Annotated in this window: 24 protein-coding genes; 12 read left to right on the top strand and 12 right to left on the bottom strand. The window is 70.5% G+C overall.

Annotated features, from left to right (window positions below; genetic code table 11):
• Nucleotides 1-276: 276 nt before the first annotated feature.
• The gene (locus ACH4SP_RS41945) at nucleotides 277-876 is read right to left on the bottom strand and encodes a DUF2017 domain-containing protein (protein ID WP_398423675.1); all 600 of its coding nucleotides are present in this window, start codon (nucleotides 874-876) and stop codon (nucleotides 277-279) included.
• Nucleotides 876-1190, bottom strand: coding sequence for an ATP-dependent Clp protease adapter ClpS (gene clpS, locus ACH4SP_RS41940; RefSeq protein ID WP_398423673.1), 315 nt, complete (start codon nucleotides 1188-1190; stop codon nucleotides 876-878). Before clpS ends, ACH4SP_RS41945 begins: the two co-directional genes overlap by 1 nt.
• Nucleotides 1191-1322: 132 nt before the next feature.
• Between clpS and ACH4SP_RS41935 the strand changes: the two genes are divergently transcribed.
• Nucleotides 1323-2651, top strand: coding sequence for a nicotinate phosphoribosyltransferase (locus ACH4SP_RS41935; RefSeq protein ID WP_398423671.1), 1329 nt, complete (start codon nucleotides 1323-1325; stop codon nucleotides 2649-2651).
• 94 nt (nucleotides 2652-2745) lie between these two features.
• Entirely contained in the window at nucleotides 2746-3330 is a 585-nt protein-coding gene (locus ACH4SP_RS41930; RefSeq protein WP_398423669.1) for an isochorismatase family protein, read from the top strand.
• 10 nt (nucleotides 3331-3340) lie between these two features.
• Here the strand turns inward: ACH4SP_RS41930 and ACH4SP_RS41925 are convergent, their stop codons facing one another.
• The 3 genes from ACH4SP_RS41925 to ACH4SP_RS41915 all read right to left on the bottom strand — a co-directional run bounded on the left by ACH4SP_RS41925 (nucleotide 3341) and on the right by ACH4SP_RS41915 (nucleotide 7663).
• Nucleotides 3341-4129, bottom strand: a complete 789-nt coding sequence (locus ACH4SP_RS41925; RefSeq protein ID WP_398423667.1) for an XRE family transcriptional regulator — start codon at nucleotides 4127-4129, stop codon at nucleotides 3341-3343.
• Nucleotides 4130-4783: 654 nt separating this feature from the next.
• Nucleotides 4784-5092: a hypothetical protein gene (locus tag ACH4SP_RS41920; protein WP_398423665.1), complete on the bottom strand. Its 309-nt coding sequence runs from the start codon at nucleotides 5090-5092 to the stop codon at nucleotides 4784-4786.
• Between the two features lie 156 nt (nucleotides 5093-5248).
• Complete coding sequence (locus ACH4SP_RS41915) at nucleotides 5249-7663, bottom strand: immune inhibitor A domain-containing protein (RefSeq protein ID WP_398423734.1); 2415 nt, start codon at nucleotides 7661-7663, stop codon at nucleotides 5249-5251.
• A 438-nt stretch (nucleotides 7664-8101) separates the two neighbouring features.
• On the opposite strand from ACH4SP_RS41915, the gene ACH4SP_RS41910 reads away from it, so the two are divergent.
• Nucleotides 8102-8476: a hypothetical protein gene (locus tag ACH4SP_RS41910; protein ID WP_398423664.1), complete on the top strand. Its 375-nt coding sequence runs from the start codon at nucleotides 8102-8104 to the stop codon at nucleotides 8474-8476.
• Nucleotides 8477-8478: 2 nt separating this feature from the next.
• Here the strand turns inward: ACH4SP_RS41910 and ACH4SP_RS41905 are convergent, their stop codons facing one another.
• Both ACH4SP_RS41905 and ACH4SP_RS41900 read right to left on the bottom strand, forming a co-directional pair.
• A complete protein-coding gene (locus ACH4SP_RS41905; protein WP_398423662.1) occupies nucleotides 8479-9174 on the bottom strand; it encodes an RDD family protein in 696 nt (231 codons plus the stop codon).
• A gap of 143 nt (nucleotides 9175-9317) precedes the next feature.
• Complete coding sequence (locus tag ACH4SP_RS41900; protein ID WP_398423660.1) at nucleotides 9318-11012, bottom strand: RDD family protein; 1695 nt, start codon at nucleotides 11010-11012, stop codon at nucleotides 9318-9320.
• A 225-nt stretch (nucleotides 11013-11237) separates the two neighbouring features.
• On the opposite strand from ACH4SP_RS41900, the gene ACH4SP_RS41895 reads away from it, so the two are divergent.
• Nucleotides 11238-11669: an SsgA family sporulation/cell division regulator gene (locus tag ACH4SP_RS41895; RefSeq protein ID WP_398423659.1), complete on the top strand. Its 432-nt coding sequence runs from the start codon at nucleotides 11238-11240 to the stop codon at nucleotides 11667-11669.
• Here ACH4SP_RS41895 and ACH4SP_RS41890 read toward each other — a convergent pair.
• Entirely contained in the window at nucleotides 11666-12103 is a 438-nt protein-coding gene (locus ACH4SP_RS41890; RefSeq protein ID WP_398423657.1) for a VOC family protein, read from the bottom strand. The genes ACH4SP_RS41895 and ACH4SP_RS41890 overlap by 4 nt on opposite strands.
• A gap of 94 nt (nucleotides 12104-12197) precedes the next feature.
• The gene (locus ACH4SP_RS41885) at nucleotides 12198-13574 is read right to left on the bottom strand and encodes an FAD-binding oxidoreductase (RefSeq protein ID WP_398423655.1); all 1377 of its coding nucleotides are present in this window, start codon (nucleotides 13572-13574) and stop codon (nucleotides 12198-12200) included.
• Nucleotides 13575-13946: 372 nt separating this feature from the next.
• Here ACH4SP_RS41885 and ACH4SP_RS41880 point away from each other — a divergent pair, with 372 nt between their 5' ends.
• The gene (locus ACH4SP_RS41880) at nucleotides 13947-15374 is read left to right on the top strand and encodes a tetratricopeptide repeat protein (RefSeq protein WP_398423654.1); all 1428 of its coding nucleotides are present in this window, start codon (nucleotides 13947-13949) and stop codon (nucleotides 15372-15374) included.
• A 195-nt stretch (nucleotides 15375-15569) separates the two neighbouring features.
• On the opposite strand, the gene hppD is transcribed toward ACH4SP_RS41880, so the two are convergent.
• Entirely contained in the window at nucleotides 15570-16718 is a 1149-nt protein-coding gene (gene hppD, locus ACH4SP_RS41875) for a 4-hydroxyphenylpyruvate dioxygenase (protein ID WP_398423652.1), read from the bottom strand.
• A gap of 184 nt (nucleotides 16719-16902) precedes the next feature.
• Between hppD and ACH4SP_RS41870 the strand changes: the two genes are divergently transcribed.
• The 7 genes from ACH4SP_RS41870 (at nucleotide 16903) to ACH4SP_RS41840 (ending at nucleotide 22411) form a co-directional block, all read left to right on the top strand.
• Complete coding sequence (locus ACH4SP_RS41870) at nucleotides 16903-17373, top strand: Lrp/AsnC family transcriptional regulator (RefSeq protein ID WP_266653353.1); 471 nt, start codon at nucleotides 16903-16905, stop codon at nucleotides 17371-17373.
• Between the two features lie 130 nt (nucleotides 17374-17503).
• The gene (locus ACH4SP_RS41865; protein ID WP_398423650.1) at nucleotides 17504-18151 is read left to right on the top strand and encodes an ABC transporter permease; all 648 of its coding nucleotides are present in this window, start codon (nucleotides 17504-17506) and stop codon (nucleotides 18149-18151) included.
• Nucleotides 18144-19367 carry a betaine/proline/choline family ABC transporter ATP-binding protein gene (locus tag ACH4SP_RS41860; RefSeq protein WP_398423649.1) on the top strand — a complete coding sequence of 408 codons (1224 nt, stop codon included), beginning with the start codon at nucleotides 18144-18146 and terminating at the stop codon, nucleotides 19365-19367. The genes ACH4SP_RS41865 and ACH4SP_RS41860 overlap by 8 nt, the downstream gene beginning before the upstream one ends.
• Nucleotides 19364-20278 carry an ABC transporter permease gene (locus tag ACH4SP_RS41855; RefSeq protein WP_398423647.1) on the top strand — a complete coding sequence of 305 codons (915 nt, stop codon included), beginning with the start codon at nucleotides 19364-19366 and terminating at the stop codon, nucleotides 20276-20278. Before ACH4SP_RS41860 ends, ACH4SP_RS41855 begins: the two co-directional genes overlap by 4 nt.
• On the top strand, nucleotides 20275-21240 hold the full coding sequence (locus tag ACH4SP_RS41850; protein WP_398423644.1) for a glycine betaine ABC transporter substrate-binding protein: 966 nt from the start codon (nucleotides 20275-20277) through the stop codon (nucleotides 21238-21240). The genes ACH4SP_RS41855 and ACH4SP_RS41850 overlap by 4 nt, the downstream gene beginning before the upstream one ends.
• A gap of 135 nt (nucleotides 21241-21375) precedes the next feature.
• Nucleotides 21376-22041, top strand: coding sequence for an ArsR/SmtB family transcription factor (locus ACH4SP_RS41845; protein WP_398423642.1), 666 nt, complete (start codon nucleotides 21376-21378; stop codon nucleotides 22039-22041).
• A gap of 124 nt (nucleotides 22042-22165) precedes the next feature.
• Nucleotides 22166-22411: a hypothetical protein gene (locus ACH4SP_RS41840; RefSeq protein ID WP_398423640.1), complete on the top strand. Its 246-nt coding sequence runs from the start codon at nucleotides 22166-22168 to the stop codon at nucleotides 22409-22411.
• A 109-nt stretch (nucleotides 22412-22520) separates the two neighbouring features.
• On the opposite strand, the gene ACH4SP_RS41835 is transcribed toward ACH4SP_RS41840, so the two are convergent.
• Both ACH4SP_RS41835 and ACH4SP_RS41830 read right to left on the bottom strand, forming a co-directional pair.
• On the bottom strand, nucleotides 22521-23345 hold the full coding sequence (locus tag ACH4SP_RS41835; RefSeq protein ID WP_398423638.1) for a hypothetical protein: 825 nt from the start codon (nucleotides 23343-23345) through the stop codon (nucleotides 22521-22523).
• Between the two features lie 288 nt (nucleotides 23346-23633).
• Nucleotides 23634-24275: an IclR family transcriptional regulator gene (locus ACH4SP_RS41830; RefSeq protein ID WP_398423636.1), complete on the bottom strand. Its 642-nt coding sequence runs from the start codon at nucleotides 24273-24275 to the stop codon at nucleotides 23634-23636.
• Between the last annotated feature and the right edge of the window lie 487 nt (nucleotides 24276-24762).

Here is a 24762-nt window from a genome sequence, read left to right as displayed (position 1 = left end):
GGATGTGGATGGAGTGCATCGCCGGGTTCCTCCGGCGTCAGCGCCCCCACGGGACAGGGGTGGCGTCCGTGGGTGGTCGTGCAGATTTATCACGCCCGGCGCAGTGATCGACTAGCACTTTGTGCCCTATTGCACAGAAAAAAGCAGACAAAACTCCCCTGCGGCGGCAAAGCACACAGGGGAGGTAACCCGATCGTTATTCGAATTTGAGCGTCCGCTGAGCGAACGCTTACGTTTCGAGGGTTGGTACGTACGTTTCGAGGGCTGGTACGCGGCTCACGGCATCAGGGTCTCGACCAGGGTCTCCTGCAGTCCACCCAGCCACAGGTACGCCATCACCATCGGCTTGCGCGGGTCCTCGTCCGGGAGGTGGAAGAGCATGTCGCTCTCGTCCTCCTCGGTGATCTCCAGCCGGGACGCGATGGTCAGGCGCAGGTCGTTGAGCGTGCCGAGCCAGCGCCGGGACTCGTCGGGGGTCAGCTTCAGTACGAGGCCGCTGCCGCCCTCGTCGGTCGCCGAGGCCAGCGCGTCCAGGTTCCGTACGACGGACAGTGCGTCCTCGCGCTTGCGGGTACGCAGGTCGTTCTCGGTGAAGCGCCTGAACTCGGCGGAGGCGGCCCGCTGTTCCTTGTCCGGCTCGCTCCGCGGATCGGCGTACGCCTCGGGGAAGAGCCGGGCCAGCGCCGGGTCCGTCGGGGCCTCGCTCGGCCCCTCGGCGAAGAGCGCGGCGAGCGGATCCTCGCCCTCGACGGGATCGTCGCCCGGCCCGATCAGTTCGAGCAGCTGCACGGCGAGGGAGCGCAGGATGGACGTCTCGACCTCGTCCAGGGCGACGGCCGCGCCGTCGCCGGGGACCGCTTCGAAGTAGCCCGGCATCAGTTGCGGTCCTGGGAGAGGGTCGCCCACAGTCCGTACCCGTGCATGGCCTGCACGTCGCGCTCCATCTCCTCGCGGCTGCCCGCGGAGACGACCGCCCGGCCCTTGTGGTGGACGTCGAGCATCAGCTTCTTCGCCTTCTCCTTGGAATACCCGAAGTACGTCTGGAAGACGTACGACACATAACTCATCAGATTGACCGGGTCGTTGTGGACCAGGGTCACCCAGGGGGTGTCCGGCTCGGGGACGGCGGACGTTTCCTCGGCCGACTCGGGACGTTCGATCTCTACGGGGGCGACACTCACCCTTCCCATGCTGCCACCGGAGGGCAGCCGTCGCACAAACGGGCCCCGCTCGCCCTTTGTCCGGCCCCCGCGCCAACCCGTCCGCCCGTTCGGCCGACCCCATTTCGTCACTCTGACGAGATCGGGGGTAGCATCCGTCGTATGAACACAGCGGATCTCGGCCTGCCGGTGGATGTTCCCTCGACAGCGCTCTTCACCGACCAGTACGAGCTGACGATGCTCCAGGCGGCGCTGCGCGCCGGCACCGCCGACCGGCGCTCCGTCTTCGAGGTCTTCACCCGCAGACTCCCCTCCGGGCGCCGCTACGGCGTCGTCGCGGGTACGGGGCGCGTCCTGGACGCCGTCGAGAACTTCCGCTTCGACGCGGACCTCCTCGCCTTCCTCCGCGAACAGAAGATCGTCGACGAGCCGACCCTCTCCTGGCTCGCCTCGTACCGCTTCAGCGGCGACATCTGGGGCTACCCGGAGGGCGAGGTCTACTTCCCGGGCTCGCCGATCCTCCGCGTCGAGGGCAGCTTCGCGGAGTGCGTGCTCCTCGAAACCGTCATCCTCTCGATCCTCAACCACGACTCGGCGATCGCCGCCGCGGCCTCCCGCATGGCCGCCTCCGCCGGGGACCGCCCGCTGATCGAGATGGGCGCCCGCCGCACCCACGAGCTGAGCGCGGTCGCCTCGGCGCGCGCCGCGTACCTCGGCGGCTTCGCCTCCACCTCCGACCTGGCGGCGGGCTTCCGCTACGGCATCCCCACCGTGGGCACCTCCGCCCACGCCTTCACGCTCCTCCACGACAACGAGCGCGACGCCTTCCAGGCCCAGGTGAACTCGCTCGGCAGCGGCACCACCCTCCTCGTCGACACGTACGACGTGACCGAGGCCGTCCGCACGGCGGTCGAGGTCGCGGGCCCCGAGCTGGGCGCCGTACGCATCGACTCCGGCGACCTGCTCCTGGTGGCCCACCGCGTCCGCCAGCAGCTCGACGAGCTGGGCGCCACGAAGACCAAGATCGTCGTCACCTCCGACCTCGACGAGTACGCCATCGCCTCCCTCGCCGCGGCCCCGGTGGACGCGTACGGCGTGGGCACCCAGCTGGTCACCGGCAGCGGCCACCCCACCTGCTCCATGGTCTACAAGCTCGTCGCGCGCGCGGAGTCCTCAGACCCCGAGGCCCCGCTCCTCCCGGTGGCCAAGAAGTCCATGGGCGCCAAGTCCTCGCGCGGCGGCCGCAAGTGGGCGGCCCGCCGCCCCGACTCGTACGGAATCGCCGAGGCCGAAGTCATCGGCACCGGCCCGGTCCCCGCCGACCTCATCGACCACCAGCTCCAGGTCGAACTCGTCAAGTCCGGCGAGGTCGTCGCCCGCGAGCCCCTGGACACGGCCCGCGACCGGCACATCGCGGCCCGCGGCGCGCTCCCGATGTCCTCGGTCCAGCTCTCGCGCGGCGAGCCGGTGATCCCGACCGAGTACCTGTGACCCACCCGCGCCGGGCACCCCGGACGCCCACTCCCCCCAGGGGGCCGAAGTCTCTACTCTCAAGAGACATGACCGCCCCCACTAAGGACATGCCATGCACCGCGCCCTGATCGTCGTCGACGTGCAGAACGACTTCTGCGAGGGCGGCAGCCTCGCGGTCGCGGGCGGCGCGGACGTCGCCGCCGCGATCACCGACCTGATCGGCGAGTCCCAGGCCGGCTACTGCCACGTCGTCGCCACCCGCGACCACCACATCGACCCCGGCGACCACTTCTCCCCCACCCCCGACTACGTCGACTCCTGGCCCGTCCACTGCGTCGCCGGTACCGAGGGCGTCGGCTTCCACCCCAACTTCGCCCCCGCGGTCGCCTCCGGCGCGATCTCCGCGGTCTTCGACAAGGGCGCCCACTCGGCGGCGTACAGCGGCTTCGAGGGCACGGACGAGAACAACGTGACCCTCGCCGCCTGGCTCCGCACCCGCCACATCACCGAGGTCGACATAGTCGGCATCGCCACCGACCACTGCGTCCGGGCCACCGCCCTGGACGCGGCCCGCGAAGGCTTCACCACCCAGGTCCTCCTGGACCTGACGGCGGGCGTCGCGGCCCCGACGACGGAGGCGGCACTGGAGGAACTCCGCGCGGCGGGCGTGGAGTTGACCGGCAAACCGGTGGTCTGACCCGCCCCGCTCACTCCGGCGGACGGCTGTACCGCTCCAACGTCGCCTTCGAGGTGCTGGTCTCCTTCTTGACCAGCTCCCAGGGACCCGTGTTCACGTCGAAGTCCTTCCCGAACCCGACCCACTTGCCCGCGAGCCGTCGCCCCGTCGGCTCCGCCAGCATCTGCAGGGCACCGTGGTAGCGGGCGCCCTGGTAGTAGCCGTCCGTCGCGGTCTGTTCCGTCCAGGAGCCGGTGACCACGTTCCGGTCGAGGGTGAGGTCCAGGGCGAGCTGGCTGTCCGGGTTGGCGGACCCGCCCGGCAGCGAGCGGCCGGTCAGCCGGTTGCCGTGCTGGATCAGGACAACGTAGTGAGCACCCACGAAGGTCTCGTCGCGGCTCGACGAGTAGAACTCGTACCGGGACAGCCACACACCGTTGTACTGGGGCTCCCCGGCCTGCTGCGCCGTGGGCCGGGGCGATGACGCAGGCAGGGCGGAGGCCACCCCTTCGGGACCCGGTTCCATGTCGTGACCTCCCGCACCGTCCTCGCGCACCCGGGCCTTCGGCACCGCCAGGCTGAAGCCCAGCGCTTCCACGGACAGACCGGTCACGCGCTCCAGCGCACGTGCGTACACCGGGCGCGGGGTCTTGCTGATCCCGGACTCCCACCGCTGGACGAGACGCTTGGAAGCGTCGTTGGGATCACCTGCTTCGTCCCCGGCCCGCCTGATCGCGCGGGCAAGGTCGTCCTGGCTCATCCGCAGGCCGATGCGTACGGCCCGCAGCACGTCGTTCGACACCACGGCTGTCGTCGTCATGCCTCCACGCTAGACCCAAGTGGCGCCCTATGACACCGAATTGACGCCCTTCGAGTGACACCCTCGCGACACCTCGCATGCCGTCGCAGCGGCCGACAGCGACCGGGAACATCGGAGCCGTCGCCAACCGCACGGAGGCTCCCGTGAGAACACTGAGGACGGGCATGGACGCCCCGGTCCACCTGACCCTGCCCCTGGCCCCGCCGAAACCCGCGCCCGGCTGCGGAGTCTGCGCCGCGCTGGCCGACCAGCGGCAGGGAGCCCGGAACCGGGGCGACTACTCCGCCGTCACGGATGCCGACGTGGAGATCAGGAACCACCCGCACCGGACCCGGGCGCACTCACCCAGCCACCCCCGCCGGTGCTTGCCGCGCTCTGCATCGGCTGCGAGCGCGCCACCACCGCACCCGTGCCGGTCCGGTGGACCCAGGGCGCCAGTGGCGGCCTCTGAGCCATGCTTTACGGCTGTCCCGCATGCACCCCGACTCGAAACGGCTGCCGGGCCGCACATGCCCTCGGCCCGCGCGCGGGGGTGGGTGGGGCAACTGGGCAGGCCCTCGGTGCCGCGAGGGGGCAGACGGGGCCCAGGAGGCGGGCCGAGCCAGGAAAAGGCCCAGAGATCAGGACGCGGGCCTCGTCAGGAAGCGGGCCTCGTCAGGTCGCCGGGCGCAGCAGGGCTCGTATCGGGTGCCAGAGTTCTTCGCGGGACTGGGGGGCCGTGCGCCAGAGGAGGCCGTCGGGGTGGTGGAGGACGGCGGTGATCTCGTCGAGGGTGGGGGGTTCGGCGTTGCCGCGGAGGTAGACCGCGCGCAACCCCAGGTTCCTGAGCCTCGTCAGCGCCCTCGCGCGGTTGGCCGCGTGGACGAGTATGCGGACCTTGGCGCCCGAAGGGCCTGGGCGGGGCAGGGTCAGGGCGACCACCACGCTCCCGTTCGGGAGTCTGTTGAAACCTCCTGCGGACATACCGATCACTCCCCCGTAGGACGCCACGGGTCGCCCCGTAAGACGTCGCGTCAATAGTGAGCACGTAAGAGGCATCTAAACGCGATCGGCCGCCGCCCGCTAGAGGGGCGACGGCCGATCATGCTCTGACCTGGGGGTATGGCCTGAAAGTGACCTTTAGCGGCCGGCCTTGCTGACCAGGATCGACATCGTCTGGCCGTCCAGCGGCTGGCTGACGATCGAGATCCGGGTGTTGGTGTCAGTTGTCTTGACGCTGCCCGTGGGGTTGTCCTTCGACCAGTAGGTGTTCTTGTGGTCGTCGAAGTACGGGACCCCGAGCTGGGCGGGGATCTTGGTGGCGACGCCTTCCTTGTGGAGGGTGAAGCCGGGGTTCGGGTACCAGCTGAAGGCGGCGTCGTACGGCTGGATCTTGTTGGAGATCAGCTTGCCGGTGTTCTGCCACTTCAGGGGCTTGGAGTGGGCGTCGACGGGGAGGAGGAGACCCTGGCCCGGGTGCTCGCTGACGTTGTTGTTGCGCTGCGAGGTGTCCCACTGCCAGATCATGAGGCCGGGGCGGTAGGCGTAGTGCTCGACCCAGTCGGGGCGCTCGGTCTTCTGGAAGCCGAAGTTGTACGGGCCGGACTTGAGGGTCTTGTCGTACGAGACGTACTGACGGTTCTCGGCGATGTAGTACTGCTCGAAGTCGCCGTTGATCGACTCTCCGACGCGGGAGAAGCCGCGGACGGTCCAGCCGTTGTCGCCCTCGGTCTCGGCGTCGTCCGTGAAGATCGCCGCGCCGTCGGCCTGGACGGTGAGGTTGTCGGACGTGAAGCCCTTGCCGCCCGCGCCGCCGTCCGTCTTGTAGCGGAAGCGGACGCCGATCTTCTTGCCCGCGTACGCGTCGAGCGGGAAGACGAGCTTCTTGTGGGTCTTGGAGACGCCGGTGATGGCGGGCTTGTCGCCGCCGTCACGGGTGATCGGCTCGCCGTCGGCGGTGCCGTCGATGGACTTCCAGCTGGCGCCGTTGTCCGTGGAGACCTGGGTGTAGAGGTAGTCGTAGTCGGCCTCGATGTCCCACCAGCCGGTGAGTTCGAGGGAGGCCTTCGACTTGCCGGTCAGGTCGACGTCGCGCGTGAGGGTGTTGGAGAGGTCGTCCCCGTAGTCCGACCACCACTGCTTGGCGCCCCCGGCGGGCTTGACCACGTCGGTCGTGACGTTCTTCTTGGGCAGTTCGACGACGACGGCCTGCGGGTTCTTGGTGTTGTACTCCGCGACGCCCAGCTTGTGGAGGGAGGTCTTGGCGGCCTTCGCCTTCTCGTAGTCGAGCCAGCCGAGCTGCAGCTTGTCCCAGGCGGTCATGTCGCCGGGGAGGTCGCCGATCTCGTTCTTGCCGGTGCCGAGCCAGGAGCCGGCCGACATCAGGGACCAGAAGCCGACCGAGTTCTCGGCGGTGTTCGTGGTGTCGTAGAGGTCGGGGAGGCCGAGGTCGTGGGCGTACTCGTGGGCGAAGACGCCCAGGCCGCCGTTCTCGGGCTGCGCGGTGTAGTCGCCGACCCAGATGCCGGTGTCGCCGATCGGGGTGCCGCCGGCCTTGAAGCCCGCCGGGCCCGTCTCGCCGTCGTCGCGGCCGAACGCGTAGCCGCGGTGCGCCCACACGGCGTCCGTGCCCTGCTCGCCGCCGCCCGCCGAGCCGTCCTCACCGGCGTGCACGACCTGGAAGTGGTCGATGTAGCCGTCGGGCTCGTTGAAGTTGCCGTCGTTGTCGTGGTCGGTGCGGTCCCACGCGTCGTACTTGGACAGGTCGGCCTTGATCTGGGCGTCGGTCCGGCCGGCCGCCTTCTCCTTGGCGACCCAGGCGTTGACGCCGTCGCGGACCAGGTCCTCGACGTTGGGGCAGTTGTTGCTGCCGCAGTAGTCGGAGCCGTAACGGGCCTCGTTCCAGTCGACCTTGACCCAGTCGGAGACCTTGCCCTCGACCGAGTAGCGGCCCGACGAGGTCTTCTCGTAGTACGTCTTGAGGGACTCGACCGGCTTCCCGTCGGGGCCCTTGCCCTTGCCGAAGTACAGGTCCTGGAAGTGCGCCTGGTTGTAGTCCTTCTTCCAGGCGGTGGAGTTGTCCTTCTTGCGGTCGGGCTCGGCTATTTTGTTGTGGAGCGGGCCGGGCTTGCCGCCGTACTTCGGGATCGGCGGCTTGGGGCCGCTGCCGTCCGGGTCGTACATCGTGGTGTTGTCGACCTTGTCGCCGAACTCGACCAGGATCGTGAAGATCTGGTCGGTGCGCTCGCGGCCGAGCTCGACGTACTTCTTGTCGGCGAGCTTCACGACGCTCGAACTGCCGCGCTTCTCCGCCTTCTTGGTCCCCTTGAGGACCTCCTCCAGGGCGGTCTTGCGCTGCTGGGCCTGCTGGGCGCTGTACGGGCCGTCGATGACGTGGCCCTTGTCGCCCTTGCCCCCCTTGCCGCCGTCCGGCTGCGCCGGGTCCTGGTGGCCCACGGCCGCCGGAGCGGCCTGGGCCGCCGGAGCCTGGGCCGCCGGGGCCGCCTGCGCGGTGGCGAAGGCCGAGGCGGTGGCAGCGGTCGCGGCCAGCGCCACGAGCACGGCGGTGCCTCTCAGGGCACGTCTGTTACTGGTCACTTGGTGGTGTCCTCCCCCGCGGGCCGGCCGGCCCGAAGGGTGAGGGGTTCCGTTCGCGGCGCGCGTCACAAGTGACGACATTCGACCGGAGTTATCAGAGAAAAGACAGACCTTGACATCAACTCCACACGCACGCTAGGCAGTTCACGAACTCCGCTATCCGGACTTCCGCCAGGTCACAACTTCCTCACGGACCTTCGCACAGGCCCGTCGGCGCGCCGCGTACAGGCGCTCACGTCTCACTGGGCGGACGACCTCATGACACTGTGCGCCCCCCATGCATCGGCACCGTGTGTTAGGTCACGCTTACCGGCCGTTCCGCGCGGGAACCTGATGGTCGTAGGGTCGAGCTCAGACCCCGCGACCCCACTCCCGTGCTCCGAGGACGGAACTGCCATGCAGCGGACGACGCGCCAGACTCCGATCCGGACCCAGCTCCCGACTCCGACCGTCGCCCAGTGCACGTACGGCGCGATGACCGCGGTCTTCTCCACCCTCGCCATGCTGCTGCTGTCGCAGACCACTTCCGGCGCCTGGATCGCGGTGATCGCGTGTGCGGCGCTGGGACTCGGGCTGCTGGTGGCGATGACCGTACCGATGCCGCTCGTGAAGAAGGCGGCTCGCGGGGCCCGTACGCGTACGAGTCCCACGGCCGCCTCCGTTCCCGCCGCCACCGCCGAGGCGTACGACGGGGTCCGGGTGCCCGGTCCCCGCGCACGCTCCTCAGCGTCCTCAGCGTCCTCGGTGGGCGAGCACTCCCTGCGCGGCTAGCGCTACGGGGCCGCGGTGACCACCACGGTCTTCGCCGCCTTGTCGTGCAGGCCCTGCTTGTACGGCTTGTCGACGGCGATCATCACCAGGATGATGATCCACCACAGGCAGGGGCAGCAGATCAGCGCGGGCAGCAGCAGCACCGCGGCGCGCGTCAGGGCCGCGTTCGTCTGCGGGACGCTGCCGTCGTTGAGCATCCCGACCCGCAGGCCCAGCAGCCGCTTTCCGACCGTCGCGCCGTTCTTCTTGGTCATGTAGGTGTCGTAGGCGAGGTACACGGCGATCGAGATCAGCTGGAAGACCAGGCTCTTCCCGCTGCTGACCTCGGTGATGGTGTCGCCGAAGTCGTCGGTGGTCTTCGTGATCCGCTCGTACGTGCCGAACGGGATGCCGATGATCGCGAGTGGGATCGCCACGATGAGCAGGTCGACCAGCCGGGCCAGGAACCGCTTGCCGAGCGGTGCCAGCGGCGGCATCCCGGCCAGCGGGTCGTCCCCGCCGTAGCCGTAGCCGCCGCCTCCGCTTCCGTGGTTTCCGTCGTACGGGCCCCCGCCGTAGGGGGGCAGCGAGCCTCCCGCGCTGCCCGGAGGCTGGTCGTAGGGGCTGCCGGCGCCGCCCTGCGGGGGCGGGGGCGGCGGGTACTTCTGGAACGGGTCGTTCTCAGGCGGCACGCCGGGCGGCGGCTGGTCGGTGCTCATACCGGCAGTCGACCCCCGGCCCACAGGGCCCGCAAGGGCTCGGACGCCGTTCGGGGGACGGCGGGGGCCAAGCCGGTGACACCGGGTCAGGGTGGGGCCGGGGGCGGGGGGTGGGTGGGGCCTGGGGCGGGTGCGGTACGGGCTCAGCTCCTGCCCGCGACGAAGGTGCGCGCCGCCTTGTCGTGCCAGCACTGGCGCCACGGCCGGTCGACGAGGCACCACAGCACGTTCAGCACGCCGACGCCGAGGATGCCCAGCACTCCGTACACCAGCCAGCGGCGCAGCGCCCCGCCGAACCGGGGCGGCTCGTGCTCCTCGATGTCGCGGACCTGGAGACCGAACGCCTTCTTGCCGAGCGTGCGTCCCCACTTCGCGGTGGGCACCGCCTCATAGAGGACGCCCAGCACCAGGAACGTGCCGAGGATGACGCCGAGGATGCCGAGCGTGGTGGCGTCCAGCAGGTAGACCGTGACGGTCGTGCCGGACAGCTTGGCCGCGCGGATCTTCTCGTCGATGTGGTCGACGGCCTGCGTCACCAGGGGTACGGCGACGGCGGCGACGGCCGCACCGAGCACGACCGTGTCCAGCAGGCGGGCCCCGAGCCGACGGCCGAGACCGGCCGGGCGGGCGGCGGCCTGCTCGCGGGCGGCCTTCGCGAAGACGTCCTCGACGGGAGGCTTCCAGGGGACCACCGGCCGGCCCTCCGCGTCGGGGGCGGGGGCAGGGGTGCTGGCGGGGGTGGTGGCCAGTTGGTTGACCTGCTGGGCCCAGGAGGCGGCGGGGGGTGTCGGCTGGGCCCCCTGCGCGGGAAGCCGGCCCTGCGGGGCGGCGGGCTGTCCGGCGGAGGGCTGTGGGGGTACGGGTTGTACGGGGCGGGGCTGCGCCGGAGCGGGCCGGCGGGCTGCGGCGGGGGGCGTGGGCTGCTGCCGGGGCGTGACCGTACGGATGGACATGGTGCCGTCGGGGGTGGGGGCACCGGAGGCCTGGAGCGGCGTCGGGGCCGCCTGGCCCGCGCGGGCCGGAGCGGCGGCAGCAGGGGCGGGGCGGGGCTGCTGTGCGCGGGGCTCGGCGCGGTCCTGTGGGACACGGGGCTCGGGGGCGCCGTGGCGTCCGCGGGGCTGCGTGTGGCCCGGCTGCTGTGCGTGGCCCGGCTGTTGTGCGTGGCCCGGCTGCTGCGTGCGGCCCGGCTGCGGGGAGGACGGTGAGGATTCCAGGGCAGGGCGCTCGGCGCGGGCGGGGAGGGCGCCGGGGGTCCGGGGGTCGGCTGCCGGGGCCCGGCCCTGCGCGGGGGTCAGACCGGGCGGTGTCGACGCTGCCGGGTGCCCCGGTGCCGTGCCTCCGGCGGGAGCCGCACCGGCGTCTCCGGGAGCGGACGGGGAGCCCCACGAGACGCGGCGGTCGCGCTCGCCGCCGAAGCCGTTCTGGCGGGCGGTGTCGGCCTGCCAGGCGACGGCGGGTTCGGCGGAGCGGCGTACCTCCACCTCGTGGCCGGTCGCCTTGTGACCGGCCGACCGGCCGGGGCCGTCCGGCCCGTCCTCGTCCTCGTCGAAGAAGAAGGGGCCGGTCTCGTCCACCGAGGGCCCGGCGGGGGCAGTGGGGACGGCGGGGGCCGGGGCCGGGACCGAGGCAAGGTTCGGGAGGCCGGAGTGGGGGACGGGAGCGGGCGCGGCCCCGGGCGGCGGGGTCGGCATCGGCTCGCCCGCCGCGGGGGCGGGCCGACTGGTCCCGGGCACCCAGGAACTGCCGTTCCAGTAGCGGACGTAGCCGGGGATGGACGGATCGGGATAGAAGCCGTGGCCGGGTGCGTGTCCGCCGTTGGCCGGTGTGGGGGCGCTCATCACCGTGTCCCGTATCTGCTAGAGGCCTCGTTGTCTTGATTTCCGGGGTCCACATCTACCAGACCGCCGCCCACCACCGGGCCCGTCCGTCCGGATGCACCACTTTTCGGTCAATGCCGGTCCTGCGGAAAAACTTCGCGCGAAGTCGCGTAATGAACGGCGGGGAGCGCGCTCTCACCCAGTACGGCCCGCCAGTGGGCCCCGTACCGGAAAGGAAGTGCACCCATGCAGCACACCGTCGTGGAACGCGAGCTGGAGCTCAACCTCGTCCTGTCCCCCGAGCGCACCATCCCCGTACCGGCACGGCTGATGTACCGGACGAACGACCCGTACGCCGTGCACGTGACCTTCCACGTCGGATCGGACTACCCGGTCAACTGGACGTTCGCGCGCGAGCTCCTCGTCGACGGGGTGTTCCGGCCCTGTGGGCACGGAGATGTCCGGATCTGGCCGACCAAGGTCGACGGGCGTTCGGTCGTGTGTGTCGCGCTGACTTCACCTGAAGGGGACGCCCTCCTGGAGGCGTCGTCACCGATCGTGTCGGCGTGGCTGGAGCGGACGCTGACGATGGTCCCGCCGGGGACCGAGGGCGGGCAGCTCGGCCTGGACGACGCACTGGCCGAGCTGCTGGCCACCTCGCAGGACGGCGAGGGCTAGTCGACCACGTGCGTGTGGGTCATGAACTCGAGGAAGTGGTCGTTCGGGTCGCGGAAGTAGAAGCCGCGGCCCTGGTGGGCGTGGTTGATCTGCTGGGGCTTCTCGCTGAACGGGTCGGCCCAGTAGGGGATCTCACGCTCCTTGATGCGTTCGAGGATGGTGTCGAACTCCTCGTCGTCGACCAGGAACGCCAGGTGCTGCGAGACGATGGGCGCCTCCTTGTCGCCGTAGTGCTCGCCCGTGGCGTCGGCGTAGTCCAGGGTCACGCCGTTCGCCAGCGGCACGCTGACGAACGGGCCGAAGGGTGTGGGTTCCGGGGCGCCCAGGAGCTCCGTGAGGAAGCGGGCTGAGCTGAAGCGGTCCCGGCTGTGGACGACGGTGTGATCGAGTCGAGCGGACAGAATTCCTCCTCGGGCAGGGGACGGACACTTCATCCGGCCTTCACCCCAAAGGTATGGACGGAACGGCGCATGCCATATCGGGCAACGGACCCATTCCCACACCATCCATCGCCCTACGTCCCAGGACTCAGAACAACTTTCCGGGATTAAGAAGCCCGAGCGGGTCGAAGGCCGCCTTGACGCTCCGCTGCAACTCCACACCCACCGGCCCGATTTCACGGGCCAGCCACTCCTTCTTGAGCACACCGACGCCGTGCTCCCCGGTGATCGTCCCGCCCAGTTCGAGCCCCAGCGCCATGATCTCGTCGAAGGACTCGCGGGCCCGCCGCGACTCGTCCTCGTCGGCGGCGTCGAAGCAGACCACGGGGTGGGTGTTGCCGTCGCCCGCGTGCGCGCAGACGCCGATGGTCAGGTCGTACTTCTCGGCGATGGCGGCGGTGCCGTCGATCATCGCGCCGAGCTTCGAGCGGGGTACGCAGACGTCGTCGATCATGGTGGCGGTCTTGACGGCTTCGAGCGCGGTGAGCGACAACCGGCGCGCCTGGAGCAGGAGTTCGGACTCGGCGAAGTCCTCCGCGGGGACGACGCCGGTGGCACCGAAGGCGGTGCAGATCTCCCCCACGGCGGCGAGGTCGACGGCCGGGTCGGGGGTGTCGAAGGCGGCCAGCAGCAGGGCTTCGGTCGACTCCGGGAGACCCATGTGGGCCATCGCGTTGACGGCGCGCAGGGTCGTACGGTCCATGAGTTCGAGCAGCGACGGGGCGTGGCCGCGCGCCATGATCTCGCAGACGGCCTCGCAGGCGGCGGCCGCGGACGGGAACTCGGCGGCCAGCGCGAGCTGTTGGGGCGGCGCGGGCTTGAGGGCCAGTACGGCGCGGACGACGATGCCGAGGCTGCCCTCGGAGCCGACGAAGAGCCGGGTGAGGTCGTATCCGGCGACACCCTTCGCCGTGCGGCGCCCGGTCGTGAGCAGCCGGCCGTCCGCGAGGACGACGTCGAGGCCGAGCACGTACTCCGCCGTCACTCCGTACTTGACGCAGCACAGCCCACCGGAGGCGGTGCCGATGTTGCCGCCGATGGTGCACATTTCCCAACTGGACGGATCCGGCGGGTAGTAGAGGCCCTGGGCGGCGACCTCGCGGGACAGGACGGCGTTGATGACGCCCGGTTCGACGACGGCGATCCGGTCGACGGGGCTGATCTCCAGGATGCGGTCCATCTTGACGAGGGACAGCACGATGCAGCCGTCGGAGGCGTTGGCCGCGCCGGACAGTCCGGTCCTGGCGCCCTGCGGGACGACGGGGACGCGGCAGGCGGTGGCGGTGCGCATGACGTGCTGGACCTGCTCGACGGTGCGGGGCAGGACGACGGCGGCGGGCGCCCCGGCCGTACAGAAACTGGCCATGTCGTGGGCGTACGAGGCCATGACGTCGGGGTCGGTGAGGAGAGCTTCGTCCGGGAGACCGTCGCTCAGCAGATTCCAGAGTTTCTGAAGATCATCCATGCTGCCAAGACTGGCACCCGGGGCCATCGGTGTGAACCCGTCTGCGTATCCGTTCGCGGCGGACGGGTGTGCTCGTCGTACTGGCGCACAGTGAGCGGCATGGACGCCATGGAGCCGGAGCCCGCCACGGACCTCGTCAGGGAGCCCGCCGTCGAACCGCCGGAATCGGGGGCGGGGGCGGGGGCGGCGCTGGGACCGGGGGCGGGGGCGACGGTGCGGCCTGCGCCTGTGGCCGGGCCTGTGGCCGGGCCTGTGGCCGGGCCTGTGGGCGGGCCTGTGGGCGGGACTGCGGGCGGACCCGTGGCCGGGACTGCGGGCGGGCCCGTGGGCGGGACTGTGCCCGGTCCGAAGCCGAGGAAGCCTTCGCCTCTGGTGCGGCGTGCCGCCATCGCCTCGGTGGCGGCGGCAGCGCTGGCTGCCGGGGTGCTCGTCCTGCTGCCCCAGTCGGGGGACCGGGAGCGACCGGCGGCGAAACCGGCGGCGGGCGCCCCGGGGGCAGCGACTTCACTGGCCGCCCTGAACGCCCGGGTGAAGGCGAACCCTCGGGACGACGGTGCGTGGTCGGCGCTCGGTACGGCGCTGGTGGTGCGGGGCCTGCGGGCGGCCGACGCGGCCTACTACCCGAAGGCGGAGGCCGCGGTGAAGCGCTCCCTGGCCGTGCGGCCCGCGGAGAAGGGCAATGTCGCCGGAGTGGCCGCGCTGGCCCAACTCGCCTATGCCCGCGGTGACTTCGCGGAGGCCAGACGGTGGGGCGAGATCGTGCGGGGGCAGTCGCCCAAGGAGTGGACGACGTACCCGCTGCTGATCGACAGCTACGGGCGACTCGGCGACCCGAAGGCCGCGGCACGGACCGCGGAGGAGCTGACGGAGAGCCGGGGCGGGGCAGTGGCGCTGGGCTGGACGGCGCAGACATACCGCGACAAGGGCTGGCGGGAGGACGCGGCGGTCCTGGTGTCGGAGGCGGCGGCGGTCGCGGACTCACCGCAGGAGAAGGCCGAGCACCTGCGCAGCGCCGCCGAACTCGCCTGGGAACGCGGCGACTTGACGGAGTCCCTCGGCTTCTACGACGCCACGCTCACCCTGGACCGCAAGCAGGGCGCGGCGATCGCCGGCCGTGCGCGGGTGCTGGCGGCGCTGGGGCGTACGACGGAGGCGGTGAAGTCCTACCGGACGGCCCTCACCCTGACCCCGCGTCCCGAATACGCACTGGAGCTTGGTGAGTTGACGGAAGCCGTCGGCGGGAACGGCGAGCCCCAGTACGGGGTCGCCCGCGCCCAGGTCGCCTGGAACAGCAAGCAGGGCGTGCACGGCGACCTGCTGCTCGGCCGACTGGAGGCCGACCACGGCGACGCGGAAACGGCCGTGGAACTGCTGCGGGAGGAGTGGTCGCGCCGCCCGGGCCCCGAGGTCGCGGACGCCCTGGGCTGGGCGCTGCACCGTACGGGCGACGACGAGGCGGCCGTGGAGTACGCCAAGAAGGCGACGAAACAGGGGCTGCGCAGCGCGCTCTTCCTCTACCACCGGGGCGAGATCGAACGGGCGACGGGCGACTACGGGGCCGCGCGACGGCACTTGGAGGAGGCGCTGCGCGTGAACCCGGTCTTCTCCCCGCTCTGGGCGCCGCGCGCACAGACGTCCCTGGCCCGGCTGGGCGATCCGCCGGAGGGCGGGCCGCGCAACGTGTGGGCGTACCGGCCGAAGAAGTCCGGGAGCGGTTCCGGGCAGTCCGCCCGGCAGGGCTCGGGCACGCGGAACCAGGAGGCCCGTACGGCGGCTCCCGCACCCCGCAAGAAGCGCTGACACGGGTCAAGCCCGCCCCCTTCGCGTCGGTCGCGGTGAGGGACACCGCGACCCCACGGGGCAGGTCCGTGGGGTCGCGGGGGTCGAGCGAGGGCCAAGCGGGGTCGAGTAAGGGCCGAGCCGGGGCCGAGCAGGGGCCAACTAGGGGCCAAGCAAAGCTCCGACAGGGGAAGTTGCCGGAGCCGGGCCGGAGGGCTACAGGTTGCCGCGCTTCTCCTGCTCGCGCTCGATCGCTTCGAAGAGCGCCTTGAAGTTGCCCTTGCCGAAGCCCATGGAGCCGTGCCGCTCGATCATCTCGAAGAAGACGGTCGGGCGGTCCTGGACCGGCTTGGTGAAGATCTGCAGCAGGTAGCCGTCCTCGTCGCGGTCGACGAGGATCTTCTCGGCGCGCAGGATCTCGACGGGGACGCGGGTCTCGCCCGCCCACTCGCCGAGGGTGTCGTAGTAGCTGTCGGGCACGTCGAGGAACTCGATGCCCGCGGCCCGCATGGCCTTCACCGTGGCCACGATGTCGTTGGTCGCGAGCGCCATGTGCTGGACGCCGGGGCCGCCGTAGAACTCAAGGTACTCGTCGATCTGCGACTTCTTCTTCGCGATCGCCGGCTCGTTGATCGGGAACTTGACCTTCTTGGTGCCGTCCGCGACGACCTTCGACATCAGCGCGCTGTACTCGGTGGCGATGTCGTCGCCCACGAACTCCTTCATGTTCGTGAAGCCCATGACCTTGTTGTAGAAGGCGCACCACTCGTTCATCTTGCCGAGTTCCACGTTGCCGACGCAGTGGTCGATGGCCTGGAAGATCCGCTTGGCGGGGGGCTCCACGATCGGCTTCGCAGGGACGAAGCCCGGCAGGTAGGGGCCGCTGTAGCCGCTGCGCTCGACGAGGGTGTGACGGGTCTGTCCGTACGTGGCGATGGAGGCGCGCACGACGGTGCCGTGCTCGTCCTTCGTCTCGTACGGCTCCTCGATGCCGGTGGCGCCGTGCTCGACGGCGTAGGCGTACGCGGCGCGCGCGTCAGGAACCTCGATGGCAAGGTCGATGACGCCGTCGCCGTGCTCGGCGACATGGGCCTCAAGGAAGCGGCCCCAGTCGGTGGCGGCCTTGATGACGGAGGTGAGGACGAAGCGGGCTGCGCCACTCTCCAAGACGTAACTGGCGGTCTCGCGGCTGCCGTTCTCCGGTCCGGAGTACGCGACGAGCTTCATGCCGAAGGCGGTCGAGTAGTAGTGGGCGGCCTGCTTGGCGTTGCCGACGGCGAAGACGACCGCGTCCATTCCCTTGACCGGGAAGGGGTCGGCCTCGCGCGCGGTGCTGGGGGTGGTGTGCTCAGTGGTCTCAGTCATGGGGCGAGCGTCGCCCCACATCGCAAGGTGCGCAATAGTTTGCGTAAACGCTGGTCAATGTGTGCAGTGAAGAGTGAGGATGGGCGGGCGATCTGTACAGGATGACCAGTGGTTGACCAGCGATGACTGGCGTTGAGTGACGATGACTGGCGATGACTGGCGTCGACTAGCCCCGGGAGTGCGAGTGGCCGTGGACGAGCTGGACGGGCGGCTGATCGTGCTGCTGGCCCGTGAGCCCCGGATAGGAGTGCTGGAGGCGTCGCGACGGCTGGGTGTGGCCCGCGGGACCGTGCAGGCGCGGATGGACCGGCTTCAGTCGAATGGCGTCATCAGGGGGTTCGGCCCGGACGTGGACCCGGCGGCGCTCGGATACCCGGTGACGGCGTTCGCGACGCTGGAGATCAAGCAGGGGCAGGGCGCGGACGTACGGGCGCACCTGGGGTCGGTGCCCGAGGTCCTGGAGCTGCACACGACAACAGGGCACGGTGACATGCTGTGCCGCCTCGTCGCACGGTCGAATGCGGACCTTCAACGTGTGATTGACCGGGTTGTAGGTTTTGATGGCATCGTCCGGGCCTCCACGGCGATCGTCATGGAGAACCCCGTTCCGCTGCGGATCATCCCGCTGGTGGAGCAGGCTTCCGGTCTGACCTGACGCGTGTTCCGGAGCTGGCGCGTGCTCTTGAGCTGACTCGTGTTCCGGAGCCGGCGCGTGTTCCCGAGCGGGCGAGTGTTCCCGAGCTGGCGAGTGCCTTCGTCCACCTGTCGACGTCGAGGAGTGGCCCGTGAACTTCTGGGAGTACCTCGGCAGCCGGTACCAGCAGTTGCTGGCGGATGCCTTTCAGCACGCCAGCGCGGTGTTCCAGTGCATGGTCGTGGCGACCGTACTGGGCGTACTGATCGGCATCCTCACGTACCGCAGCGAGTGGGCCGGGAACCTCGCGACCACCGCCGCCTCCGGGATCCTGACCGTGCCGTCGCTGGCGCTGATCGGTCTGCTGATCCCGGTCGTGGGCCTCGGCGTGGCGCCGACCGTGATCGCGCTGGTGCTGTACGGGCTGCTGCCGATCGTTCGGAACGCGATCGTCGGGCTGCGCGGCGTCGACCCGACGCTGGTCGACGCGGCGCGCGGGATCGGAATGTCGCGGTCGGCCCGTCTGGTGCGGGTGGAACTGCCGCTGGCGTGGCCGCCGATCCTGACCGGGATCCGGGTCGCGACGCAGATGCTGATGGGAATCGCGGCGATCGCCGCGTACGCATCCGGGCCCGGTCTGGGCAATGAGATCTTCCGCGGGATCGCGTCGCTGGGCAGCAAGAACGCGCTCAATCAGGTGCTGGCAGGGACGCTGGGAATCGTACTGCTCGCGCTGCTCTTCGATGCCGTGTACGTCCTGGTGGGGCGTCTGACCATCCCTAGGGGGATCCATGCCTGAGTCCACGTCCGGCGCCGCTGATCGGGGCGCTGCGTCCGGCGCCGCCATTCGGCTGGAGAACCTCACCAAGCAGTACGCGGGCAATCCGTACCCCTCCGTCGACAACGTCAGCCTGGAGATCCGGGCCGGGGAGACCGTCGTCTTTGTCGGCCCTTCCGGCGGCGGCAAGACGACGCTGCTGAAGATGATCAACCGGCTGATCGAGCCGACGTCCGGGCGGATCCGGATCGGCGGCGAGGACGTCACGGACATGGATCCGGTGAAGCTGCGCCGGCAGGTGGGGTACGCGATCCAGTCGTCGGGCCTGTTCCCGCACATGACGGTGGCTCAGAACATCGCGCTCGTACCGAAGATGGTCGGCTGGAGCAAGGCACGGGTGAACTCCCGGGTCGAGGAGATGCTCGATCTGGTGGGGCTGGACGCGGGCCAGTTCCGCGGCCGGTACCCGCGCCAGCTGTCGGGCGGACAGCAGCAACGGGTGGGTGTGGCAAGGGCGTTGGCCGCCGACCCGCCGGTGCTGTTGATGGACGAACCGTTCGGGGCCGTCGACCCGATCACCCGGGACCATCTGCAGGACGAGCTGATCCGGCTCCAGCACGAGCTGCACAAGACGATCGTGTTCGTCACCCATGACTTCGACGAGGCGATCAAGCTCGGGGACCGGATCGCGGTGCTCCGGGACCGCTCCCACATCGCCCAGTTCGACACTCCGGAGGCGATCCTGACCAATCCGGCGGACGACTTCGTGTCCGGGTTCGTGGGCGCGGGAGCCGCGCTGAAGCGGCTGAATCTGACCCGGGTGCGGGACGTGGAGATCGCGGACTTCCCGACGGTGACGGTCGAGGACCCCCTCCAGGAGATCTTCGACAAGCTGCGGGACTCGTCGACCAACGAACTGCTCCTGCTCGACCGGCACCGGCGGCCGTACAAGTGGCTGCGGCGGGGCGACCTGATGCGGGCGAAGGGTTCGCTGGCGCGGGCGGGGACGCTCGTGCACGACACCGTCACCCGGGATGCGACGCTGCGGGACGCGCTGGAGGCCGTACTGATCGACAACGCGGGGCGGGTGGCGGTGACCGGGCGACGCGGGGAGTTCACCGGGGTCGTCGACATGGCGACGCTGATGAACTCCGTGCAGGAAATGCTGGAGGCCGACCGGCTGGAGGCGGCGGAGCACCGCTCTCCGTCCGTACGGGATCCGGAGGAGCTCTCGTGAGTCCGGCGGGCGGCGCCGACGGGGGGCGGCCCGAGGGCGAGCGGGGGCGAGGGCGGGGGCGGGGGCGGCCCGAGGGCGAGCACGAGGTCAAGGGGGTCGCGTTCCGGGACGAGGGCGGCGGGGCCGCGGAGGCTGCCGGGGTCGGGTCGGCGGTGGCCGCCGAGCGGCTGCCGCGCCGGGTGACATGGCTGAAGGTGGTACTGATGCCGGCGGTGCTGGCGGTGGTGCTGCTGGGGACCTGGGTGTGGTTCCGCTCCGCCGACCTGGACTCGATCGCGCAGAACGCGCTCGCCGACGGCAACGTCTGGCTGCGCTTCAAGGAGCACGTCGAGCTGACCGCGATCTCCACCTTCTTCGTACTGATCATCGCGATTCCGCTGGGCATCCTGCTGACCCGGCCGGGGCTGCGGAGGGCCGCTCCGGCGGCGACGATGCTCGCCAACATCGGACAGGCGACGCCTGCGATCGGGCTGTTGGCACTGCTGGTGATCTGGCTGGGGATCGGGAAGCGGGCCGCTCTGATCGGGATGATCATTTACGCGGTGCTGCCGGTGCTCTCCAACACGATCGCGGGGCTGCGGGCCAACGATCCGACGCTGCTTGAGGCGGCGCGCGGCATCGGCATGTCGAGGGCCGGGGTGCTGGCGAAGGTGGAGCTGCCGCTCGCCGTGCCGCTGATCCTGGCGGGCGTACGGACGGCGCTGGTGCTGAACGTGGGCACGGCGACGCTGGCCGCCTTCGGCGGAGGCGGCGGGCTCGGCGACCTGATCACGACGGGGATCACCACGCAGCGGATGCCGGTCCTGGTGCTGGGGTCGCTGCTGACGGTGGCGCTGGCGCTGTTCGTGGACTGGCTGGCGTCCCTGGTGGAACTGCTGCTGCGGCCGCGTGGACTGGAGGTCGGGGCATGAGGCGCTGCGCCACGGGACTGGTCGCCCTCGCCGTACTGGCGTCCGGGTGCGGCCTGACCAGCGGAAGCCCGATGGTGGACGACGTACGGCCGGGCACGGTCGGTGCGGGTCTGCCACTCAAGGGGGCCCAACTGACCGTCACCTCCAAGGAGTTCACGGAGCAGCTCATCCTCGGGCAGATCCTGGGGCTCGTCTTCGAGGCGGCGGGTGCGAAGGTGCTCGACCGGACCGGGATCCAGGGCTCGATCGGGGCACGGGAAGCGGTCAAGGGCGGCGACGCGGACGTGATGTACGAGTACACGGGCACCGCGTGGATCACCTACCTCGGGCACGACAAGCCGATCACCGACCCCAAGAAGCAGTGGGAGGCGGTACGCGCCGCTGACGCGGCGAACGGCATCAGCTGGCTGCCGCCCGCCACCCTCAACAACACGTACGCGCTGGCCATGAACAAGGCCAACCAGAAGAAGTACGGCACGAGGACGCTGTCCGACGTGGCGGCCCTGTCGAAGAAGGACCCGTCGGCGGTGACGCTGTGCGTGGCCCCCGAGTTCGCTTCGCGGGACGACGGGGCGCCGGGGATGCAGAAGGCGTACGGGATGCGGATCCGGCCGTCCAACATCGCGAAGATGGACAGCGGGATCATCTACACCCAGGTGTCCGGAGGTTCGTCGTGCGCATACGGCGAGGTCTTCACAACGGATGGCCGGATCAAGGCGATGGACCTGGTGGTGATGGAGGACGACAAGCGCTTCTTCCCCAACTACAACGCGGCCCCCGAGGTCAACAGCGAAACCCTGAAGAAGCACCCGGCAATCGCCGACCTGCTGGCCCCGGTCACGGCGAAGCTCAGCAACGAGGTGGCACAGGACCTGAACGCCAAGGTGGACGTGGACGGCGACGATCCGCATGCGGTGGCGAAGGAGTGGCTGGTGGGAGAGGGGCTCATCAAGGAGGGGTGAGGGGTAGCGGGTGGGAGTGGCGGGTGGTGGTAGCGGGTGATGGCAGCGGGTGGGGCGTTGGACCCGCCCAGACTTGCAAAGAAGTAGTTGCAAAAAACCCTTGCAACGGAATCTTTGCAACTTTACGGTGGGGCCATGCCCGAAGACGACGTCCCGCTGGACGGCCAGGACCACCAAACCCACCAGGAACTCCAGGAACTCCAGAGTGAGGCCTTGGGCCGCCAAGCCTCGGCGCGGAAGGTCCAGTACCTCGACGCACGCACCCTGCGCGGGCTCGCCCACCCCCTCCGCATCCAACTCCTGCGCGCACTACGGGACTTCGGGCCTGCCACCGCCTCCCAACTGGGTGAACGCCTGGGCGAGTCGAGCGGCGCCACCAGCTACCACCTGCGCCAACTGGCGACGTACGGCTTCGTGGAGGACGCCCCGGAGTGCGGCAAGGGCCGCGAGCGCTGGTGGCAGTCCACCCACCAAGGAACCCACTACGACGGCTCACTGGCCGACAGCCCCGACCCGACACTGCGCGGCGCCTCGGACCTCTTCATGCACGAGGTCGCCAACACGCACACCCGGGACCTGAGCACCTGGCTCGGCACCTCGCGCGACTGGTCGGAAGAATGGCGCAAGACCTCCACCCTGAGCGACTACACCTTGCCCCTGACACCGGAGCAGGCCAGTGAACTCAGCAGCCGCATCGGCGACTTGATCGAGAGCTACCGCCCCAAGGGCAAGGACAAGGGCGCGGGGGGCAGCGAGAAGTTCCGCTTCCACTTGCACGGCTTCCCCCTGCCCAAGGACTGACCCACCCCACCGGACCCAGCACCGCACTCCTCCCCCAGGCACACCCCCAGGCACGTCCCCCAGACGTGCCTCCCAGGCATGTCCCCCAGGTACGACGAAGACCGAACCGAGAGGAAGCACTGCCATGCACCCCGACACCTTCCGCCACCTCCACGCCGCCCGTTCCGCAGAACTGCGGCAGCAGGCCGCCGTTGGGCGCCAGGCCCGCTCCGCGGCGCGCGAGGACACCTCCCGCCACCCCGCACACACCCACCGCATACGCACTCAACTCGGCTGGGCCCTCGTCGAGTTGGGCCTGCGCCTCGTCCGTACGACCGCCGCTGCCACCACCACGGGCGAACACCGGCTCCGTACGACCGGCACCGCCTGAGCGGCTGGCTCCGCGCAGGAGGCCGGCTCCACGTGCAGGCGCTGCATGTGCAGGCGCTCCGCGTGCAGGTGCTCCACCTGGAGGCGCTGCGCGTGGGAGGCGGGCCCCGTCAGCAGCTCGGGACCGTCCCCGTCCCGCCGGGCTTCGCGAGCTCCCTGAGCGCGGTCACAGCCCCGTCGAGGGTGCTCACGGGAACCAGGCGCATCCCGGCCGGCAGGCCGGTCTTCGCCTGCGAGCACTCGTTCTGCGGTACGAGGAAGACGGTCGCGCCGTCCGCCTTGGCTCCCTTGATCTTCAGGGGTACGCCGCCGACCTGGCCGACGGTTCCGTCCGCGTCGATGGTCCCCGTACCGGCGATGTCGCGGCCGCCCGTCAGGTCGCCGCCCGCGCCGTTGCCGTCGATCTTGTCGATGATGCCGAGCGTGAAGAGGAGCCCGGCGCTGGGGCCGCCGACATCGGCGAGGTGGAGATCGACCTTGGCGTTCTTGCCCTTCGCGTCCTTGCCCTTGTCACCGAGGTAGCCGAGCGCGGCGGAGACGGCGCTGTTCTGCGACTTGAGCATCTCCCCCTTGTTGTACTCGGCGATCTCCTCGTCGTCGCCGCCTGTCGGGTAGACGACGTCGTGCGGCATGACCGCCCGGTCGTCCCGGAACCAGGCATCGGCCAGCTCACCGACCCGGTGGTCGATGGACGGGCCGGTCGCCACGATGGTCGTCATCCGCAGCTTCCCGGTGGTCTCCCGGGTCGGCACACCGGTCACGCTGATGACCGGACGGCCCTCGCTGTCCTTGCCCAGGACGTCGGTGGCCGACCCGGGCTGGGCCACCGCGAACGGCAGCGGCGCCAGGGCGGCCACTCCGAGCAGTACGACGACGGGCAGGGCGCAGACGGCGAGACGGCTGTTGCGGGAGAGCCGAGAGAGAAGAGGGAGCACTCCCCCAATCTAACGGCCGCTCCCGCACCCCCTGCGCCCACGGGAGCGCGCCCCTGCCACCACCGGAGCGCACCCTGCCATCGCGCGCCCTCAGCACAACCCGCCCGCACCCCCAGCCCAGCGCGCCCGCACCGCCTACTCAGCGCGTCGGCACCCTCAGCTCGGCACACCCGCACCCCCAGCCCAGCGCGCTCGCACCACCTACACCGCACGCCCGCACCGCCTGCCCAGCGCGTCAGCGCCCTCAGCGCAACGCGTCCGCACCACCTGTTCCGCGCGTCCGCGCCCTCAGCGCAACGCGTCCGCGACCTCCTTGGCCGCGTCGACCACCCGGGGTCCGACCCGCTCCGGCACCGAGTCCGACAGCATGACGACGCCCACGCTGCCCTCCACCCCGGTGACCCCTATCAACGGGGCCGCGGCCCCGCTCGCACCGGCCTCCAGCTCGCCGTGGGTGAGGGTGTAGCCGGGCTCGGTCATTGCGGTCTGCCGGGCGGACAGGATCGCCCGGCCCGCGGCGCCCCGGTCCAGCGGGTGGCGGAAGCCCGCCCGGTAGGCCACGTGGTAGTCCGTCCAGGTCGGCTCGACCACCGCGACGGCAAGGGCCTCCGCGCCGTCGACGAGCGTGAGGTGGGCCGTCGCCCCGATGTCCTCGGCGAGGGACCTGAGCGCGGGCAGCGCGGCCTCCCGCACCAAGGGGTGGACCTGCCGTCCCAGCCGCAGCACCCCGAGCCCGACCCGGGCGCGGCCACCCAGGTCCCGGCGTACGAGCGCGTGCTGTTCGAGCGTGGCCAGCAGCCGGTAGACGACGGTGCGGTTGACGCCGAGTTTGTTGGACAACTCGGTGACCGTCAGCCCGTGGTCGGTATCGGCGAGCAGCTTGAGGACCCGCAGTCCTCTGTCGAGCGTCTGGGAAGTCTCCGCGGTCACGACGCCCACTCCTCTGTGGTGAGTGCGAGCGGTCCTCTTACGCATCGTGCACGTCACCGGTCCCATCGGCGACGCGCGCAGAGGCCGCCGGCAGGCCATGGCACCGGCTGCGCTCCGGGGCGGCACTGCCACGGGGCGTTATGCGTTGCGGGAAAGGTAGCGATCCAGTCCGCTCAGCGGAAGACCTCGTCCAGAATCCGGGCGCAGGAAGGGAGTTGATCATTCCGTAGGCGATCGCCCACCCCTCGGGACCAAAGTCACGACGGGGCGGGACTTTTGGACATATGCCTGCGCTGACCTGCGCAATACCGTGACAGACATGCCGGGGGCCGACCGTGGGGGCCGCCCCTCGGACTGATCCCGTCCTCGCTGGACGGCAGGGCGGGACCCGGAACACGCACAGATCCGGATCCCGCCCTCAGTCGCACCCCGGGCCCGCTGGACCTGCCTGGACCCCACTGAACCGTGTGGCCGCCTAGGACCCCTG

Origin of the sequence: Streptomyces sp. NPDC021093 (genome assembly GCF_044333135.1) — a bacterium.
Classification (GTDB): Bacteria; Actinomycetota; Actinomycetes; order Streptomycetales; family Streptomycetaceae; genus Streptomyces.
This window is presented reverse-complemented; position numbering and strand designations above follow the sequence as displayed.

Bases quoted from the DNA above. Each gene is read 5' to 3' on its own strand.
- ACH4SP_RS41945 (WP_398423675.1), bottom strand. From the start codon at position 876: ATGCCGGGCTACTTCGAAGCGGTCCCCGGCGACGGCGCGGCCGTCGCC.
- clpS (WP_398423673.1), bottom strand. From the start codon at position 1,190: ATGGGAAGGGTGAGTGTCGCCCCCGTAGAGATCGAACGTCCCGAGTCG.
- ACH4SP_RS41935 (WP_398423671.1), top strand. From the start codon at position 1,323: ATGAACACAGCGGATCTCGGCCTGCCGGTGGATGTTCCCTCGACAGCG.
- ACH4SP_RS41930 (WP_398423669.1), top strand. From the start codon at position 2,746: ATGCACCGCGCCCTGATCGTCGTCGACGTGCAGAACGACTTCTGCGAG.
- ACH4SP_RS41925 (WP_398423667.1), bottom strand. From the start codon at position 4,129: ATGACGACGACAGCCGTGGTGTCGAACGACGTGCTGCGGGCCGTACGC.
- ACH4SP_RS41920 (WP_398423665.1), bottom strand. From the start codon at position 5,092: ATGTCCGCAGGAGGTTTCAACAGACTCCCGAACGGGAGCGTGGTGGTC.
- ACH4SP_RS41910 (WP_398423664.1), top strand. From the start codon at position 8,102: ATGCAGCGGACGACGCGCCAGACTCCGATCCGGACCCAGCTCCCGACT.
- ACH4SP_RS41905 (WP_398423662.1), bottom strand. From the start codon at position 9,174: ATGAGCACCGACCAGCCGCCGCCCGGCGTGCCGCCTGAGAACGACCCG.
- ACH4SP_RS41900 (WP_398423660.1), bottom strand. From the start codon at position 11,012: ATGAGCGCCCCCACACCGGCCAACGGCGGACACGCACCCGGCCACGGC.
- ACH4SP_RS41895 (WP_398423659.1), top strand. From the start codon at position 11,238: ATGCAGCACACCGTCGTGGAACGCGAGCTGGAGCTCAACCTCGTCCTG.
- ACH4SP_RS41890 (WP_398423657.1), bottom strand. From the start codon at position 12,103: ATGAAGTGTCCGTCCCCTGCCCGAGGAGGAATTCTGTCCGCTCGACTC.
- ACH4SP_RS41885 (WP_398423655.1), bottom strand. From the start codon at position 13,574: ATGGATGATCTTCAGAAACTCTGGAATCTGCTGAGCGACGGTCTCCCG.
- hppD (WP_398423652.1), bottom strand. From the start codon at position 16,718: ATGACTGAGACCACTGAGCACACCACCCCCAGCACCGCGCGCGAGGCC.
- ACH4SP_RS41860 (WP_398423649.1), top strand. From the start codon at position 18,144: ATGCCTGAGTCCACGTCCGGCGCCGCTGATCGGGGCGCTGCGTCCGGC.
- ACH4SP_RS41850 (WP_398423644.1), top strand. From the start codon at position 20,275: ATGAGGCGCTGCGCCACGGGACTGGTCGCCCTCGCCGTACTGGCGTCC.
- ACH4SP_RS41845 (WP_398423642.1), top strand. From the start codon at position 21,376: ATGCCCGAAGACGACGTCCCGCTGGACGGCCAGGACCACCAAACCCAC.
- ACH4SP_RS41840 (WP_398423640.1), top strand. From the start codon at position 22,166: ATGCACCCCGACACCTTCCGCCACCTCCACGCCGCCCGTTCCGCAGAA.